12 protein-coding genes and 2 pseudogenes are annotated in these 15,082 nt (G+C 64.5%); 7 read left to right on the top strand and 7 right to left on the bottom strand.

All coding sequences use genetic code 11. From position 1 onward, the window contains the following. Positions 1–32: 32 nt before the first annotated feature. A pseudogene (locus tag PFLCHA0_RS32380) lies at positions 33–1,103 on the bottom strand (cache domain-containing protein); the annotation flags it as partial. A gap of 566 nt (positions 1,104–1,669) precedes the next feature. Between PFLCHA0_RS32380 and PFLCHA0_RS20370 the strand changes: the two are divergent. From PFLCHA0_RS20370 to PFLCHA0_RS32370, 3 genes and pseudogenes are all read left to right on the top strand, one after another. Then, positions 1,670–2,986, top strand: a complete 1,317-nt coding sequence (locus tag PFLCHA0_RS20370; RefSeq protein ID WP_172621770.1) for a Na+/H+ antiporter family protein — start codon at positions 1,670–1,672, stop codon at positions 2,984–2,986. 190 nt (positions 2,987–3,176) lie between these two features. Then, positions 3,177–3,950, top strand: a pseudogene (locus tag PFLCHA0_RS32375) (cache domain-containing protein); the annotation flags it as partial. A gap of 84 nt (positions 3,951–4,034) precedes the next feature. After that, positions 4,035–4,856 (top strand): methyl-accepting chemotaxis protein, encoded by an 822-nt coding sequence (locus PFLCHA0_RS32370; RefSeq protein ID WP_370509004.1) that lies wholly within the window; start codon positions 4,035–4,037, stop codon positions 4,854–4,856. Positions 4,857–5,005: 149 nt separating this feature from the next. On the opposite strand, the gene trhP is transcribed toward PFLCHA0_RS32370, so the two are convergent. After that, complete coding sequence (gene trhP / locus PFLCHA0_RS20360; protein ID WP_015636361.1) at positions 5,006–6,331, bottom strand: prephenate-dependent tRNA uridine(34) hydroxylase TrhP; 1,326 nt, start codon at positions 6,329–6,331, stop codon at positions 5,006–5,008. A 159-nt stretch (positions 6,332–6,490) separates the two neighbouring features. Between trhP and PFLCHA0_RS20355 the strand changes: the two genes are divergently transcribed. Then, positions 6,491–7,552, top strand: coding sequence for an AI-2E family transporter (locus PFLCHA0_RS20355; RefSeq protein WP_011062293.1), 1,062 nt, complete (start codon positions 6,491–6,493; stop codon positions 7,550–7,552). Here the strand turns inward: PFLCHA0_RS20355 and PFLCHA0_RS20350 are convergent. The 3 genes from PFLCHA0_RS20350 to PFLCHA0_RS20340 all read right to left on the bottom strand — a co-directional run bounded on the left by PFLCHA0_RS20350 (position 7,549) and on the right by PFLCHA0_RS20340 (position 8,650). Beyond that, positions 7,549–7,731: a hypothetical protein gene (locus PFLCHA0_RS20350; protein ID WP_011062292.1), complete on the bottom strand. Its 183-nt coding sequence runs from the start codon at positions 7,729–7,731 to the stop codon at positions 7,549–7,551. The genes PFLCHA0_RS20355 and PFLCHA0_RS20350 overlap by 4 nt on opposite strands. 107 nt (positions 7,732–7,838) lie before the next feature. Then, a complete protein-coding gene (locus tag PFLCHA0_RS20345; protein ID WP_011062291.1) occupies positions 7,839–8,033 on the bottom strand; it encodes a hypothetical protein in 195 nt (64 codons plus the stop codon). A 248-nt stretch (positions 8,034–8,281) separates the two neighbouring features. Continuing rightward, the gene (locus PFLCHA0_RS20340) at positions 8,282–8,650 is read right to left on the bottom strand and encodes a hypothetical protein (protein WP_015636359.1); all 369 of its coding nucleotides are present in this window, start codon (positions 8,648–8,650) and stop codon (positions 8,282–8,284) included. Positions 8,651–8,899: 249 nt separating this feature from the next. Here PFLCHA0_RS20340 and PFLCHA0_RS20335 point away from each other — a divergent pair, with 249 nt between their 5' ends. Then, positions 8,900–9,718 carry a shikimate 5-dehydrogenase gene (locus tag PFLCHA0_RS20335; RefSeq protein ID WP_015636358.1) on the top strand — a complete coding sequence of 273 codons (819 nt, stop codon included), beginning with the start codon at positions 8,900–8,902 and terminating at the stop codon, positions 9,716–9,718. A gap of 101 nt (positions 9,719–9,819) precedes the next feature. Here the strand turns inward: PFLCHA0_RS20335 and PFLCHA0_RS20330 are convergent, their stop codons facing one another. Both PFLCHA0_RS20330 and PFLCHA0_RS20325 read right to left on the bottom strand, forming a co-directional pair. Further along, positions 9,820–10,470: a YceH family protein gene (locus PFLCHA0_RS20330; protein ID WP_015636357.1), complete on the bottom strand. Its 651-nt coding sequence runs from the start codon at positions 10,468–10,470 to the stop codon at positions 9,820–9,822. A 220-nt stretch (positions 10,471–10,690) separates the two neighbouring features. Further along, positions 10,691–13,210 (bottom strand): flavin-containing monooxygenase, encoded by a 2,520-nt coding sequence (locus PFLCHA0_RS20325; protein ID WP_015636356.1) that lies wholly within the window; start codon positions 13,208–13,210, stop codon positions 10,691–10,693. Positions 13,211–13,387: 177 nt separating this feature from the next. On the opposite strand from PFLCHA0_RS20325, the gene PFLCHA0_RS20320 reads away from it, so the two are divergent. Together PFLCHA0_RS20320 and PFLCHA0_RS20315 are read left to right on the top strand one after the other, a co-directional pair. Then, entirely contained in the window at positions 13,388–14,410 is a 1,023-nt protein-coding gene (locus PFLCHA0_RS20320) for an AraC family transcriptional regulator (RefSeq protein ID WP_015636355.1), read from the top strand. 72 nt (positions 14,411–14,482) lie between these two features. Further along, entirely contained in the window at positions 14,483–14,992 is a 510-nt protein-coding gene (locus tag PFLCHA0_RS20315; RefSeq protein ID WP_011062285.1) for a DUF1993 domain-containing protein, read from the top strand. The last annotated feature ends 90 nt before the right edge of the window (positions 14,993–15,082 follow it).

Here is a 15,082-nt window from a genome sequence, read left to right as displayed (position 1 = left end):
TTTACCTCGGCGATGATCGGCTGCAGCTTGTCCAGGAAGCGGTTGAACCAGCCGGCCAGCTGGCCCAGTTCGTCCTGCTTGTCGTAGGCCAGGCGCCGGGTCAGGTCGCCTTCGCCGCTGGCGATGTCTTCGAGCATGTGGGCCACGCCGAGGATCGGCCGGGTCACGCTGCGGGCCATCAGCCACACCAGCAACAGGCCCACCACCGCCGCCAGCAGGCCCAGGCCGAGCTCGATCAGGGTGCCGCTGTTGTTGCGCGCATCCAGCTCGCTTTTCAGGGCTTCGGCCGGGCCTACCAGGACTTTTTCCGGCACATCCAGCAGTACGCCCCAGGCCTTGCCACCGGGGATCGGGGTGAAGGGCGCCAGCACCTTGAGTTCACGGTTGCTGTGCAGGCTCTGGGTCTGGGTGCTGTTGGCCAGCAGGCGGATCAGCTCGGCGCCGTTGGTGGTGTCGACGCTGTCCAGGCGCTGGCTGAGCTTGCTGGCGTCCGGGCTGTAGCCGGCCAGCAGGCCCACCGGGCTCAGGATGCTGACGTTGGTCTGGCCGGCATAGAGGCGCTTGCTGGCGCTCTGGCTGATGGCCTGGAGGCTGTTGAGGTTGATGTCCACCGACAGCGAAGCGATGACTTTGCCGTCCACCATCAGCGGGAAGACGATGCTGGTCATCAGCACCTTCTGGCCGTCGATGTCATAGAAGTAGGGTTCGATCACGCAGGGCTTGAGGGTGCTGCGCGGGCAGGTGAACCAGGCGTTGGCCGGCTGGCCGCTGGGGCCGGTGCGGGTGTCGCTCATGTCGCTTTCGGGCAGTGACATGGAGGTCAGCTTGCCCGGGGTGGGTTGGGACCAGTACAGGGCGAAGCGGCCCTTTTCGTTGCTGCCCAGTTCGCTCTGGCCGCCGAACAACTCGTCCTTGCCGTCCAGGGCGTTGGCTTCGAACACCAGGGACAGGCCCAGCAAGTCGGGGTTGGCCTGCAGCGCCGACTTGACCTGGCGGGTCAGGTCCTCGCGCAGGTCGAAGGCGTCGAGGAAGCGTTTCTCGGCCTGTTCCCGCAGGAACAGCACCTGGCGCGAGAAGCCGTGGCCGTATTGATAGGCGTCCATGAATTGCTGGCGAATGCCCAGTGCCTGGACTTCACCCTGGGCCTCGATCCGCGCCTGGGCGGCTTCGTTGAGCATCTCCATGCTCGAGGCCTTCACCAGCTCGGAGCTGTGCTCCATGCGATACAGCGAAAGCCCCACCAACAGCGACACGATGCCCAACAGGCAGAGTCCGGCCAGCAAGGTGATTTTCCATTGGATGGAAAGTTGTCTGAGCGACATGGAGACGTCCTTTATTCGATAAATATCTGAGACTTTGCACTGTAGCGGCCGACCAATGGCGTTCTTTAAACGCTTGTTCGAAATAAACCGCGAGGCGCTGGGGCTGCTGTGCAGCCCAGTGCGAGCAAGCTCCCTCGCCACGGGTACGGGGTTGGTCTTGGGGGCTTTACGAGCAAGCTCGCTCCTGCGGGCGGCGGGGTGCGGGGTTTTGACAAGCCGGGTCGGCTGCTGCAAAGTGCGCCCCCCTAATAAGAACCTCTTTCATTTCGATGTCGGCAGCCCGCTGCCTTCCGGTCGGTCACAGGCTTTTGCGCCATTTTTAGCGGCGCAGTAATGAGGTAACGATGATTAACGCAGTAATTGCCGCGGTTGGCGTAATGCTGGTGCTCAGCCTGTCCCGCGTGCATGTAGTGATCGCCCTGATCATTGGCGCCCTGGTGGGCGGCCTGGCCGGCGGCCTGGGCATCGAGGCCACGCTCAAGGCCTTCAATAGCGGCCTGGGGGGCGGTGCCACCGTGGCCATGTCCTACGCCTTGCTCGGTGCTTTCGCCGTGGCGATTGCCAAATCCGGGCTGGCCCACGCGTTGGCGGACAAGATCCTGCTGCTGGTGGACCGGCAGGACGCCAACGGCGGCGGCCAGGTCAAGTGGCTGCTGATCGGCCTGCTGTGGGTGGTGGCGATTGCCTCGCAGAACATCCTGCCGATCCACATTGCCTTCATTCCGCTGCTGGTGCCGCCGCTGCTGTATGTGCTGACCAAGCTGCAACTGGATCGCCGGCTGATCGCCTGTGTGATCACCTTCGGCCTGATCACCCCCTACATGTTCCTGCCGGTGGGTTTCGGCAACATCTTCCTCAACGAAATCCTCCTGGCCAACGTGGCCCGCAGCGGCGTCGATATCAGCCAGGTCAACGTCACCCACGCCATGGGCATTCCCGCCCTGGGCATGCTTTGCGGCTTGCTGCTGGCGTTCTTCAGCTACCGCAAGAAGCGCGTCTATGACCTGGACCGCATCGAGAAGGTCGAGCAGGTGGCGGTGCAGTACAACCCGCGGACCCTGCTGGTGGCCGCGGCGGCCATAGTCGCGGCGTTCGTGATCCAGCTGCTGCTGGACTCGATGATTATCGGTGCCTTGTGCGGTTTTCTGATTTTCTCGGTGTCGGGCATCGTGCGCTGGCGCGAGACTGACGAGCTGTTCACCGAAGGCATGAAGATGATGGCCATGATCGGCTTCATCATGATCGCCGCCTCGGGGTTCGCCGAAGTGATGAAGGCCACCGGCGAGGTCAATTCCCTGGTCCAGGCCTCGGCGGCCTGGATCGGCCACAGCAAGGGCGTGGGCGCCTTGCTGATGCTGCTGGTGGGCCTGCTGGTGACCATGGGCATCGGCTCGTCGTTCTCCACGGTGCCGATCCTCGCGGCGATCTTCGTGCCTTTGTGTGTGCAACTGGGCTTCAGCCCGCTGGCCATCGTCTGCATCGTCGGCACCGCCGGTGCCCTGGGCGATGCCGGTTCGCCGGCCTCGGACTCGACCCTGGGACCGACCTCGGGCCTGAATATCGACGGCCAGCACCACCACATCTGGGACACCGTGGTTCCGACCTTCCTGCACTACAACCTGCCGCTGCTGGCCTTCGGCTGGGTGGCGGCCATGGCCCTCTGATCATCTCGCTCTCGTAGAAGCCGGGGGTTGTCGTAGGAGCTGGCTTGCCAGCGAAGGCATCGCCAAGGTCGGTGCAAGGCTCGAGGGCCCCTTCGCCGGCAAGCCGGCTCCTACGGGTTCAGGCTCAACTTTTTTTTTGGCGTGCCGTTAACCGCATATCACGCCAATAAAAAACCAAGAGTGAGCCCCTATGCGCTTGAGCCTGAAGGCCAAAGTCCTGTCCCTGGCAGTACTCCCGGTACTGCTGTTCGCCCTGGTGATCAGCCTGAGCACCGTGCTCATGCTGCGCCAGCAGGCACAGAAGGAAGTCGAGGAAACCCGCAACCGGCTGCTGACTGAAGCCAAGGCCACCCTGCAGAGTTATGTGGAAGTCGCGCTGACTACCGTCAAGCCGCTCTACGATGCGGCGGCGCAGGGCGATCAGGCCGCCCGGGCCGAAGTGGTCAAGCTGCTGTCCAATATCAGCTATGGCAAGGACGGCTACTTCTTCGGCTACGACTCCGAGACTGTGCGCCTGTTCAAGGGCAACAGTCCGGACGGCGTGGGCAAGAGCTTCAAGGACAACCGCGACCCCAATGGTGTGTACGTCAACCGCGAGCTGGTGCGGGTCGGCAAGGACGGCAGCCACTATGTGCAATACAGCTCGACCCAGCCGGGCAGCGACGTGCTGGTGCCCAAGCTGGGCTACACCGAGTACCTGCCCAAGTGGGACATGGTGCTGGGCACCTCGGTCAACCTCGATGGCATCGACGCCCAGGTCGCCGCAGTGCAGAGCAGCGTCAACCAGCGCATGGAAGGCATGGTCCTGAGCATCCTCGGGATCGCCGCGGTGGTGCTGGTGGTGATCGCCGCCCTGGGCATGCTGGTGGCCAACACCATGCTGCGCCCGCTGAACCTGATGAAAGCCAACCTCGACGATATCGCCGCCGGCGAGGGCGACCTGACCCGGCGCCTTGCCATTACCAGCCAGGACGAACTGGGGCAGTTGGCCGGCTCGTTCAACCGCTTTGTCGACAAGATCCACGGCCTGGTGCGGCAGATCACCGAGATGACCGGCCAGCTCACCGAGCTGGTGACCCAGGTCTCGGATCAGGCCCAGCGTTCGGAACAGGCCATGGAGCGCCAGCGCCACGAGACCGATCAGGTGGCCACGGCGATCAACGAAATGTCTTCCGCAGCCCACGAGGTGGCCCGCAGCGCCCAGGGCGCAGCCGTTGCCGCCCAGCAGACCGATGAAGAGGGCCAGGCGGCCAAGCGCGTGGTGGATGGCAGCATCCAGCAGATCCATGCGCTGGTCAGCGATATCCGCAACAGCGGTACTTCCCTGGACAGCCTGCAGCAGGACGTGACGTCGATTGTCAGCGTGCTGGACGTGATCCGCTCGATCGCCGAGCAGACCAACCTGCTGGCCCTGAACGCCGCCATCGAAGCGGCTCGGGCCGGGGAGGCCGGGCGCGGTTTTGCGGTGGTGGCCGACGAAGTACGGGCCCTGGCCAGCCGCACCCAGCAGAGCACTCAGGAAATCCAGGGCATGATCGACCGCCTGCAGCAGGGCACCCGGGTGGCGGTGGACGCCATGCGCCGTTCCAGCGATGCCGGCGACGGCACCTCGGTGAAGGCCAACGAAGCCGGGGCGTCGCTGGACACCATGGCCCAGTTGATCGGCACCATCAATTCGATGAACGCGCAGATTGCCAGTGCGGCGGAAGAACAGACTGCGGTGGCCGAAGAGATCAATCGCAGCGTGCATCAGATCGCCGTGGCGGTGGACAGTGTGGCCGATGAAACCCAGCGCGGCGCCCAGACTTCCCGCAGCCTGGCGGACCTGGGCCAGCGCCTGGGGCGGCTGGTGGGACAATTCCGTATCTGAGGGCGGGGCGCCGGTGGCTGGTGTAGCCGCTGCCAAGCCTGCGAGGCTGCGAAAAGGCCCGAAGGGCCTTGCGTGGCGGTCTTTTGGCAGCCCACCAGAACGTCCCACCGCCCCCGTCAGCAGCTACATCAGGGTGTTAACTGCACGGCTCAGGCGCTGATATCGCGCATCAGCAGGCCAAAGCGCAGGTCCACCTGATCAGGGATCGGCAGGTACACCGTATGGCCGTCACCTGGCGCCACTTCGATGGCTTCGCCCTTGGCGTTCTGCAACTGGTGCAGGTCGAAGTGGAAGTTGCCCCGAGGGGTCATCAGTTCCATGTGATCGCCCAGGGCGAAACGGTTTTTCACCTTCACTTCGGCCAGGCGGTCGCGGCGTTCGCCGGTCAGTTCACCGACGAACTGCTGGCGCTCCGACACCGAGCTGCCGTTCTGGTAGTTCTGATACTCGTCATGCACATGCCGGCGCAGGAAACCCTCGGTGTAGCCGCGCTGGGCCAGGGACTCCAGATCGCTCATCAACTGGCGGTCGAACTCGCGGCCAGCGGCGGCATCGTCGATGGCCCGGCGATAGACCTGGGTGGTGCGTGCGCAATAGAAGTGCGACTTGGTGCGCCCCTCGATCTTCAGCGAGTGCACGCCCATGCGGGTCAGGCGCTCCACGTGCTGCACCGCCCGCAGGTCCTTGGCGTTCATGATGTAGGTGCCGTGCTCGTCTTCGAAGGCCGGCATCAGCTCGCCCGGGCGATTGGCTTCCTGCAGCAGGAACACCTGGTCGGTGGGGGCGCCCAGGCCTAGGGTCGGCTCCGGCTGGTAGCTCTGCACGATGTCGCCCACGGCATTCTCGGTGGCCGTCTGGGCGCTGTATTTCCAGCGGCAGGCATTGGTGCAGGTGCCCTGGTTGGCATCGCGCTTGTTCATGTAGCCCGACAGCAGGCAACGCCCGGAGTAGGCCATGCACAGCGCCCCGTGGACGAAGACTTCCAGCTCCATGCCCGGCACCTGCTGGCGGATTTCCTCGATCTCCTCCAGGGACAGTTCCCGGGACAGGATGATCCGGGTCAGGCCCTGCTGTTGCCAGAACTCGACGCTGGCCCAGTTCACCGTGTTGGCCTGCACCGAGAGGTGGATCGGCATCTGCGGGAAGTGCCGGCGTACCAGCATGATCAGCCCCGGGTCGGACATGATCAGCGCATCCGGGGCCATCTCGATCACCGGCGCCAGGTCCTTGAGGAAGGTCTTGAGCTTGGCATTGTGTGGGGCGATGTTGACCACCACGTAGAAACGCTTGCCCTGGGCCTGGGCCTCGCGGATGCCGAGGGCCAGGTTGGCATGGTCGAATTCGTTGTTGCGTACCCGCAGGCTGTAGCGCGGCTGGCCGGCGTACACCGCGTCGGCGCCATAGGCGAAGGCGTAGCGCATGTTCTTCAGGGTGCCGGCGGGGGCCAGGAGTTCGGGTTTGGCGAGGGGCGTCATGGGGCTGTCGGTCGCAAAAGGTCGCGAGGGTAAGCCAGTGCGCTAGGGTATTCATTGATCTGGATCTATGCCGACAGCAGAAAAAACGGCACTCGGCGCCGCGGCCGGGGACTAAGCCTCAGGACGCTGATTTTCCGCGTGACAGACCTGGACCTGTAGATGAACCAAACCAACCTGCAAAACAAAAGCCTGCTGCTGTTGCTGGCACTGGTGACCCTGGCCTTTATCTGGATTCTGCTGCCGTTCTACGGTGCGCTGTTCTGGGCAGTGATCCTGGGCATTGTCTTCGCCCCCTTGCAGCGTCGGCTGCAGGCCCGCTTCGGCTGGCAGCGCAACTTGACGTCCCTGTGCACCCTGTTGATCTGCCTGGTGATCGCGATTCTGCCGGTGATCATCACCAGCGTGCTGCTGGTGCAGGAGGGGGCCGAGCTGTACAAGAAAATCGAAAGCGGCCAGCTGGATATCGCCGCCTACCTGGCTCAGTTCAAGCACAGCCTGCCGCCGTACTTCCAGCACCTGCTGGACCGCTTCGGCCTGGGCGAACTCAAGGGGCTGCAGGAGAAGGTGGTCAAGAGCGCGATGCAGGGCAGCCAGTACCTGGCGACCCAGGCTTTCAGCTTCGGCCAGGGCACCTTCGAGTTCGTGGTGAGCTTCTTCATCATGCTCTACCTGCTGTTCTTCTTTCTGCGCGACGGCCCGGAGCTGGTGCGCAAGATCCGCACCGCCGTGCCCCTGGCGGAATACCAGAAGCGCCGCCTGCAATTGAAGTTCAACCGAGTGGTGCGGGCCACGGTCAAGGGCAATGTGCTGGTGGCGGTGACCCAGGGCGCCCTGGGGGGCTTGATCTTCTGGTTCCTCGACATTCCCAGCGCCTTGCTCTGGGCGGTGCTGATGGCGTTCCTGTCACTGTTGCCGGCCGTGGGGGCGGGGATTGTCTGGGGGCCGGTGGCGGCCTACTTCCTGATCAGCGGAGCGATCTGGCAAGGGGTGGTGCTGGGGCTGTTCGGGGTGTTCGTGATCGGCCTGGTGGACAACCTGCTGCGGCCGATCCTGGTGGGCAAGGACACCAAGATGCCGGACTACCTGATCCTGATCTCGACCCTGGGAGGGCTGGCGATCTTCGGCCTCAACGGTTTTGTCATCGGGCCCCTGATTGCCGCGCTGTTCATGTCCAGCTGGGCCCTGTTCGTCGAGACCCGGCCCCGGGTGCAGTTGCCCTAGGGCTGGACGATGCGCAGCGCCAGTTGCCGGGACAGGGTCTGGGCGGCGGGCAGGGAGGTCAGCGGGCCGCTGACCATCTCGCCGTCGCGCACCAGGTACCAGCAAGCCAGCAACCCCAGTTCCCTGAGCGATGCGGGGACCGCGCTGCCAATGACGGACATGATCTGAATCTTGGGCATGACAACCTCCTCGATCTGAGGGGGTTACCTTACAAAGCCCCAAGTGCTACGAAAAATCACCCAATCTGATAGTGGACATTGATGCCGGTGCTACCGCAGCCGGCAGTTCAGTCCACCACCTGGTCGAGCATGTGCAGCACTTCCTGCTCGTTGAGCAGGCCCTTGCGCACCAGGTTCTGGGCCAGCAGCGAGAGGAACTTGGCGCTGCGGTGGCCTTCCAGGTGCTTGAGTTCGGTCAGGGCGTCGTACACCCGGCTGGAGGTGCAGAGGCCGGCGACGCGGTGCGGGTTTTGCGTGGGCATGGATTCGTCCTTGTTGTTATGGGCCTGTGGCGAGCGGACTGTGTCGATCTTGTCGTCCTTGAATGACACAAACATGACAGTCGCATGTCGCTCACCGCAGCCGTGGGATCAGTACACTATTGCCGGATTTAAACGCAAATACTGTTCCAGTCACGACATGCTTGAGAATTATTCAGACATTCGGATAGTGGCAAAATGCAACAAGCCCCGCTTTGGGGGCGGGGCCTGTTGTTTGATTCTGCCAGTGCTTACCAGCGGCCGGGACCCGGGCCGTAGTAGTAATGCGGGTGGCCGTAGTAACCGCGAGGTGGCCCGTAGTACACCGGTGCCGGGCGGTAGTAGACCGGTTGCTGCACATAGACCGGTGCCGGCTGGTAGTAGACCGGTGGTGGCGGTGCGGCATAGACCGGCTGCGGTTGGACATACACCGGCGCTTGCTGCACATAGACCGGGCGATCCTGGTTGGCGATCACCGAACCCACTACGGCAGCGCCGACAACAGCACCCAAGGCGGCGGGCCCGACCCAGCCACCACCACCGTGGGCTGAAGCCTGGCCTGCGACAGCGAGTGCACCAATGAGCAAGGCTATCTTGGGGATTTTGGAGATCATGGTCATTCCTCGGTTCAACCCCAGCGTTTATGGTCTGCACCAGACTCAAGAACTGACGCGGGGATACTTCTAAGACAGCGGTTCCTGCGAAATCTGCACAGCCGCTGAGTAAATATTGTGTAAGGTCTGTACCGGTCTCTTTACCGTCATCCCTGGGCGGTGGCGAAGGCCGGTGAACACGCGCCGATATGATCAGGCCAAGCGGCGCGCCAGACCAATCCCGTCCATCTGAAAGTGCCGAGCGAGGAAACCGATATGCAAATGAACCCCAACAAAGACACTCAGTTGTGCATGTCCTTGTCCGGGCGCCCGGGGAATTTCGGCCTGCGTTTTCACAACCACCTGTATGAGCAGTTGGGTCTCAATTTCTACTACAAGGCCTTCAGCAGCCAGGACCTGTCCGGTGCCGTCGCCGGGATCCGGGCGCTGGGCATCCGCGGTTGCGGGGTGTCCATGCCGTTCAAGGAAGACTGCATCGCCCTGGTGGATGAGCTGGATGCCTCGGCCCGGGCCATTGCCTCAATTAATACCATCGTCAACACCAACGGCCATCTCAAGGCCTACAACACCGACTACATCGCCGTGGCGCAATTGCTGGCGGGCCACGGGGTGCCTCGAGAGTCGAGCTTTGCCCTGCGCGGCAGCGGCGGCATGGCCAAGGCCGTGGCCAGTGCCTTGCGTGATGGTGGTTATGCCAACGGGGTGATCGTGGCCCGCAACGAAGTGGCCGGGCGCGCCCTGGCCAGCTCCCTGGGTTATGAGTGGCAGGCCGAGTTGGGCAGCCTGCGGCCGCAGATGCTGATCAACGTCACCCCGATCGGCATGAGCGGCGGGCCAGAGGCGCAGCAGCTGGCGTTCGACGCCGAGGCGATAACGGCGGCGCAGACGGTGTTCGATGTGGTGGCGGTGCCGCCGGAGACGCCGTTGATCCTGCGGGCCCGGGCCGAGGGCAAGCAGGTCATCACCGGGCTGGAAGTGATTGCCATCCAGGCGCTGGAGCAGTTCGTGCTTTATACCGGGGTGCGCCCGAGCGAAGAGCAGTTCCAGAGGGCCGTGGCCTTCGCCCGCCCCTGAGCCCGAAGCCCTGTCACCGCTGCCGCAGGCCGCGACAAGGCCAGCAGGGCCCTGAAGCCCCCTTCGAGGTCGATCGCAGCCTGCGGCAGCGGCTCCGGGGTTCAGCCTTCGAGTTGGGCCAGGCGCTCTTCCAGGGCAGCGATTCGCGCTTCCAGTTCTTCGATGCGTTCCACTGAAACCGCGCCGCCGGCGCTGCGCTCCACCGGGTTGCTGCGGGCGGCGAGGATTGCCTCGATGTCCGCCGGGTCACCCAGGGCGTGGGTATAACGGTCTTCGCGCTGGCCGGCCTGCCGCGGAATGTGCAGGGCCAGGCCCCGGGCAATCAGGCGTTCGAGCTGGTGCAGGACCTGTTCGCTGTCTTCGAAATCATGCATGCGCCCGCTACGGGTCAGCAGTTCGTTGACCGTCTGCGGGCCACGCAGGAACATCAGGCCGCACAGGATCAGTTGCGCCGGCACCAGTTCCAGGGCCTTGTCCAGGTGCTGTTCCCAGCGATCGGCGCGGCTGCCCATCACCAGGCGGGTGAAGCCCCGGGCTTCGAGGGCACGCAGGCTTTGCCCGACCTGGCCCTGGGTCAGGTTCATCACCGGTTCGCGGCTGGTTTTCTGATTGCAGGCAATCACCAGGGCGTTGAGAGTCAGGGGATAGGTTTCCGGGCTGGTGGCCTGCTTTTCGATCAACGAACCCAGGATGCGGATATCGGTACTGCTCAAGCGCAGTGCTTCACCGGGTGTGTCGTGCTCGCTGCTCATAAGTGCTGGTCCCTTGGTCACTGATGGATGGATCGTGAAAAAAACGCCACCGGGCGCTGGAACAGCGGCCGGGTTTTCTGCGTGGCCGGGTCGGCCACTTTCGAGGGGCTCTGTTTTACCTCCAGAACCCGGATCTTGCCATCAGAACTTGGCGCGGCTCGCGCCGGCGCCGGTTGACCGGGCCGCCCCCGCCACCATGCTTTGGGCGAGGGCGGCCGGTTCAGCTGGGTTGCGGATCTGTTGCAGGCTGTGTCGTACGGGGTGAGTCGGCTGCCTGCGGGGTTTGGCCCGCGGTCTCCAGGCACTGGCGGGCAAACCGGGCGAGGCCCAGCAGGGCATTTCTCGCCGAGCGCAGATAGAACGCCTGCAACTGGAACACGTGCCAGCGGCCCTGGTGGATTTCCAACTGGCAAGCCACCCCGGACTGCCTGGCACGCTCGGCCAGGCGCGTGGAGTCGGACAGCAGCAGTTCCTGGTCGCCCACCTGGATCAGCATCGGTGGCAAGCCGCGCAGGTCTGCTTCCAGGGGGCGGTGGCTCAGTGCTTGAACGGGCGCTGCGTAGGCCTTGAGGGCTTGCTCCAGCCAGTCGCGGCGGATCATCGGGTCGGCCTCCTGGCGCGATTGCATGCTGGCGCCGCCCAGGTCCGGATCGGTGACCGGCGACAGCAGCATCAGCCCGGCGGCAATCCCGTCACCACGCTCCTTCAGGGCCAGGGCCAGGGCCAGCACCAGGGCGCCGCCGGCGGAGTCGCCGGCAATCAGCAGCTTGTCCGCCGGGCAGAGCTGGGCGCGGATCGCGTCGTAACAGGCCAGGCAATCCTCCAGCGCGGCGGGGTAGGGGTGTTCCGGGGCCAGCCGGTAGTCCGGCACCCACACCGCGCAGCCGCTGTCCCTGGCCAGGCGGCTGGTGACGCTGTAGTGAGAGCGCGGGCTGCCCAGGCAGAAGGCGCCACCGTGCAGGTAGAGAATCACCCCCTTGGGCGCCCTGGTTCCGGCGTCGACAATCTGCAACGAGAGCCCGTCCAACTGCATGCTCCGGCGGTTCACGCCCAGGCAGCCGGGCATCAGCCATGACAACCGGTCGACGATCTTGCGCTGGCTGGCCAGGGCCCGGGGCGGGCCGATCAAGGCCCTGAAACTGACCCGCAGGAAAACCCGCAGGAAGGCTGCGTTGGCCTGCTCCAACCAGTCCCGGGGGGCGGCTATGCGTTGCCCGTCGCAGGCTGGGGATTGGGTGTCCAGCGGGCTGGACAGTCGATAGGCCGCCAGCCCGGCATAGCGCGCCAGCCAGCGGTAGGACCAGGTGAAGCCTGGCCAGTTGGTGCTGTTGTGCCCCCGTTCGTCGACATACCAGCTCTTGCAGCCGCTCCACACCGAAGTGGCCAGGCGGCGCTGGATGCCCAGTTGAAAGCGCTGGTGGCGCTGCTCGTCCACTTCCACATGGCTGGCGCCGCTGTCCAGCAGGGCCTGGCGGGCCTGCATGACGTGGGAAATCTGGCTTTCCAGCATATGGATGATGGAGTTGTGGCCCAGGTTGGTGTTGGGCCCGTAGAGCATGAAGAAGTTGGGAAAACCCGGCACGCTGATGCCCAGGTAGGCCGCCGCGCCACCTTGCCAGGCCTGGTTCAGGTCGAGCCCGTCGCGTCCGGTGATGCGCATGGGCGAGAGGAACTCGGTGGCGGCGAAACCGGTGCCATAGATGATCGCGTCCACGGCGTGTTCCTCGCCGTCCAGGGTTTCGATGCCGTGCTCGGTGATCTGCCGGATGCCTCGGGTCAGCAGGTGCACATGGGGCTGGTCGAAGGTCTTGAGGTAGTCGTTGGACAGCAGGATGCGCTTGCAGCCGATGGGGTAGTCCGGGGTCATCTGGCGGCGCAGTTCGGGGCTGGTGACCGAGGTGTGCAGCAGCTTCTTGAACGGGCCACCGACCACCCACTTGGTCAGGCCCTGCAGGCGCGTGAAGCCCAAAGCCCGGGATTCGAAGTGCAGGTAGTGGGCCGCACGCACCAGCTTCATCTTCCAGGGTTGGCGCAGGAAGCGCTGCTTTTCCTCGGCACTGTAGGGGCGGTCGGCCTTGGGCATGATGTAGGCCGGTGAGCGTTGGAAGACCTTGAGTTCGGCCACCTGCCTGGCAACCTCCGGGACGAACTGGATGGCCGAGGCGCCGGTGCCGATCACCGCCACCCGCTTGCCCGCCAGGGGATAGTCATGATCCCAGTGGGCGGAGTGGAAGACCCGGCCGCGGAAGCTGGCCATGCCCGGCAGGTCGGGCAGGGCCGGGCGGCTCAACTGGCCGGTGGCGCTGATCAGCAGGCGGGCGGCATGGCGCTGGCCATCGGCGCAGGTGACATGCCAGCAGGCATTGGCGGTATCGAATTCGGCATGGCGCACCTCGGCGCCGAAGCGGATATGGGGTTTGAGCTCATAGACGCCGGCACAATGTTGCAGGTAACCATGGATTTCTGCCTGGGGCGCGAACACCCGGGACCAGTGCGGGTTGGGTTCGAAGGAAAACGAATACAGGTGCGAGGGCACGTCGCAGGCAGCGCCGGGATAGCTGTTGTCGCGCCAGACGCCGCCCACGTCCTGGCCTTTTTCAAGAATGACGAAACGGTGCACGCCCGCCTTGCGCAGGGCGATGGCCATGCCCAGGCCGCCAAAGCCGCTGCCGATGATGATGGCCTCCAGCGGTGTGGCCGAGTCGGGGGCGGGGTGTGTAGCAGGTGCGAATTCGGGCATGACGACCTCGTTGTTATTGTTGTGCGGCGCAGGGTTGATGCTCCCGGGGCCACTTCCTTGTTTCTGCGGTGCAGCCCCGATCAGTGAAGCATGCGGGGAATAAACCGTGGACCCCATGCTGTAACGGGACAAGTGCTTTAGTATTTGGGCCAACACCTTTCTTCACGAGCCGCGCCCATGAGCACTCAGTCGTTCACCCGGGGACCGTCCAGCGCCTTGCTGCTGCTCGGTTTCGGCTGCGAAAAGGGCTTGGCGCCAGCGCGGTTGCTGGCCGGTTGCGGGCTGTCCCGGGAGCAGTTGCAAAACCCCAACAGCCTGCTGTCGGCGGCCCAGGAGTTGCGCCTGGCCAGTAACCTGCTGGCGCTGCTCGGCCAGCCCCGGGGCCTGGGGTATGCAGTGGGTGCGCGTTATCACTTCTCCACCTATGGCCTGTTCGGCTACGGCCTGATCAGCAGCGCCACCCCGGCGGATGCCGTGGCCCTGGCCTTGCGCTTCCTGCCGCTGACCTATGCCTTTGCCGAGATCGGCTACCGGCTGGAGCCGGGGCTCGGGGTGCTGACCTTTGCCGAGCCTCGGGTGGCGGACCCCTTGTTGGCGCAGTTCCTGTTACAGCGGGACATGGCGGCCGCCGCGACGCTGATGCAGGAAATAGTCGGTGCGGATTTTCGCCTGCTGCGTTTCGGTCGCAGTGTCAGCCCTGAGCTGGAAGGGGACGAGCCGGCGCAGATTCTCGGGGTGCCCGCCGACTATCGGGCCGACGCCAATACCCTGGCCTTCGACCGGCGTTTCCTGCAACGGCCCTTGCCCCAGGCCAACCCGCTGACGGTGGCCATGTGCGAGCAGATGTGCGCGCAGTTGCTGGAGCGGCGACAGGCCCATCATGGGGTTGCCGCGCTGGTCCGCCAGCACCTGGATGCCCTGCCGGCGGCAAGCGTACCGGACTTGCCGGCCATGGCCCGGCTGCTGTGCACCAGCGTGCGGACCTTGAAGCGACGCTTGCAGGAGGAGGGCACCTGCTATCGGCAGGTACTGGCCGGGCATCGAGGCGCTCGGGCCCTGGAGTTGCTGGGCAATCCGCGGCTGAGCCTGTCCCAGGTTGCCGAAAGGCTTGGCTTCAGTGACCTGTCGAGTTTTTCCCAGAGCTTCAAGCGCTGGTTCGGCGTGGCCCCCAGCGTGTATCGCCAGGAGCGCTGCGGATAAAGGCCCCGTGCTGGCGTGCTGTGGCTATAATCGCTGCTCGCTGTATTCCCGCCATTCCCTGTCGAGACTGTCATGACTATTTCCCTGTACGCCGCTTCCGTTCCTGTCTTCAAGCAAATGCTCAATGCCTTGAGCGACGTGCTGCACAAGGCCGAAGCCCACGCCACGGCGAAGAACATCGAGCCCAACGCCCTGCTGCAGGCGCGCCTGTACCCGGACATGTTCCCGCTGGTGCGCCAGGTGCAGATCGCCGTGGACTTCGCCAAGGGCGTATCGGCGCGCCTGGCCGAAGTCGAGCTGCCCAAGTACGACGACACTGAAACCACCTTCGCCGACCTGCAGGCGCTGATCGCCAAGGTCCTGGCCTTTATCGACGGCATCCAGCCGGCGCAGATCGATGGCAAGGAAGGCATCGAGATCGTGACCCGTCCGGGCACCCCGAAAGAGAAGCGCTTCAGTGGCCAGTCCTACCTGCTGACCTACGGCCTGCCGCAGTTCTTCTTCCACGTCACCACCACCTACGCAATCCTGCGTCACAACGGTGTGGAAGTGGGCAAGCGCGACTACATGGGCGCGTTCTAAACCCCAGGCGATAAAAAAGCCCGGCCAGGTTGACCCTGGCCGGGCTTTTTTGTGGCTGCTGCCGCAGGCTGCGAACGGTCCGCAGGGAGC

This window comes from Pseudomonas protegens CHA0 (assembly GCF_000397205.1).
In the GTDB taxonomy this organism is placed as follows: Bacteria; Pseudomonadota; Gammaproteobacteria; order Pseudomonadales; family Pseudomonadaceae; genus Aquipseudomonas; species Aquipseudomonas protegens.
The sequence above is the reverse complement of the archived record's forward strand: the minus strand, read 5'-3'. Positions and strand labels throughout refer to the sequence as shown.

Bases quoted from the DNA above. Each gene is read 5' to 3' on its own strand.
- PFLCHA0_RS32370 (WP_370509004.1), top strand. From the start codon at position 4,035: ATGACCGGCCAGCTCACCGAGCTGGTGACCCAGGTCTCGGATCAGGCC.
- trhP (WP_015636361.1), bottom strand. From the start codon at position 6,331: ATGACGCCCCTCGCCAAACCCGAACTCCTGGCCCCCGCCGGCACCCTG.
- PFLCHA0_RS20355 (WP_011062293.1), top strand. From the start codon at position 6,491: ATGAACCAAACCAACCTGCAAAACAAAAGCCTGCTGCTGTTGCTGGCA.
- PFLCHA0_RS20350 (WP_011062292.1), bottom strand. From the start codon at position 7,731: ATGCCCAAGATTCAGATCATGTCCGTCATTGGCAGCGCGGTCCCCGCA.
- PFLCHA0_RS20345 (WP_011062291.1), bottom strand. From the start codon at position 8,033: ATGCCCACGCAAAACCCGCACCGCGTCGCCGGCCTCTGCACCTCCAGC.
- PFLCHA0_RS20340 (WP_015636359.1), bottom strand. From the start codon at position 8,650: ATGACCATGATCTCCAAAATCCCCAAGATAGCCTTGCTCATTGGTGCA.
- PFLCHA0_RS20335 (WP_015636358.1), top strand. From the start codon at position 8,900: ATGCAAATGAACCCCAACAAAGACACTCAGTTGTGCATGTCCTTGTCC.
- PFLCHA0_RS20330 (WP_015636357.1), bottom strand. From the start codon at position 10,470: ATGAGCAGCGAGCACGACACACCCGGTGAAGCACTGCGCTTGAGCAGT.
- PFLCHA0_RS20325 (WP_015636356.1), bottom strand. From the start codon at position 13,210: ATGCCCGAATTCGCACCTGCTACACACCCCGCCCCCGACTCGGCCACA.
- PFLCHA0_RS20320 (WP_015636355.1), top strand. From the start codon at position 13,388: ATGAGCACTCAGTCGTTCACCCGGGGACCGTCCAGCGCCTTGCTGCTG.
- PFLCHA0_RS20315 (WP_011062285.1), top strand. From the start codon at position 14,483: ATGACTATTTCCCTGTACGCCGCTTCCGTTCCTGTCTTCAAGCAAATG.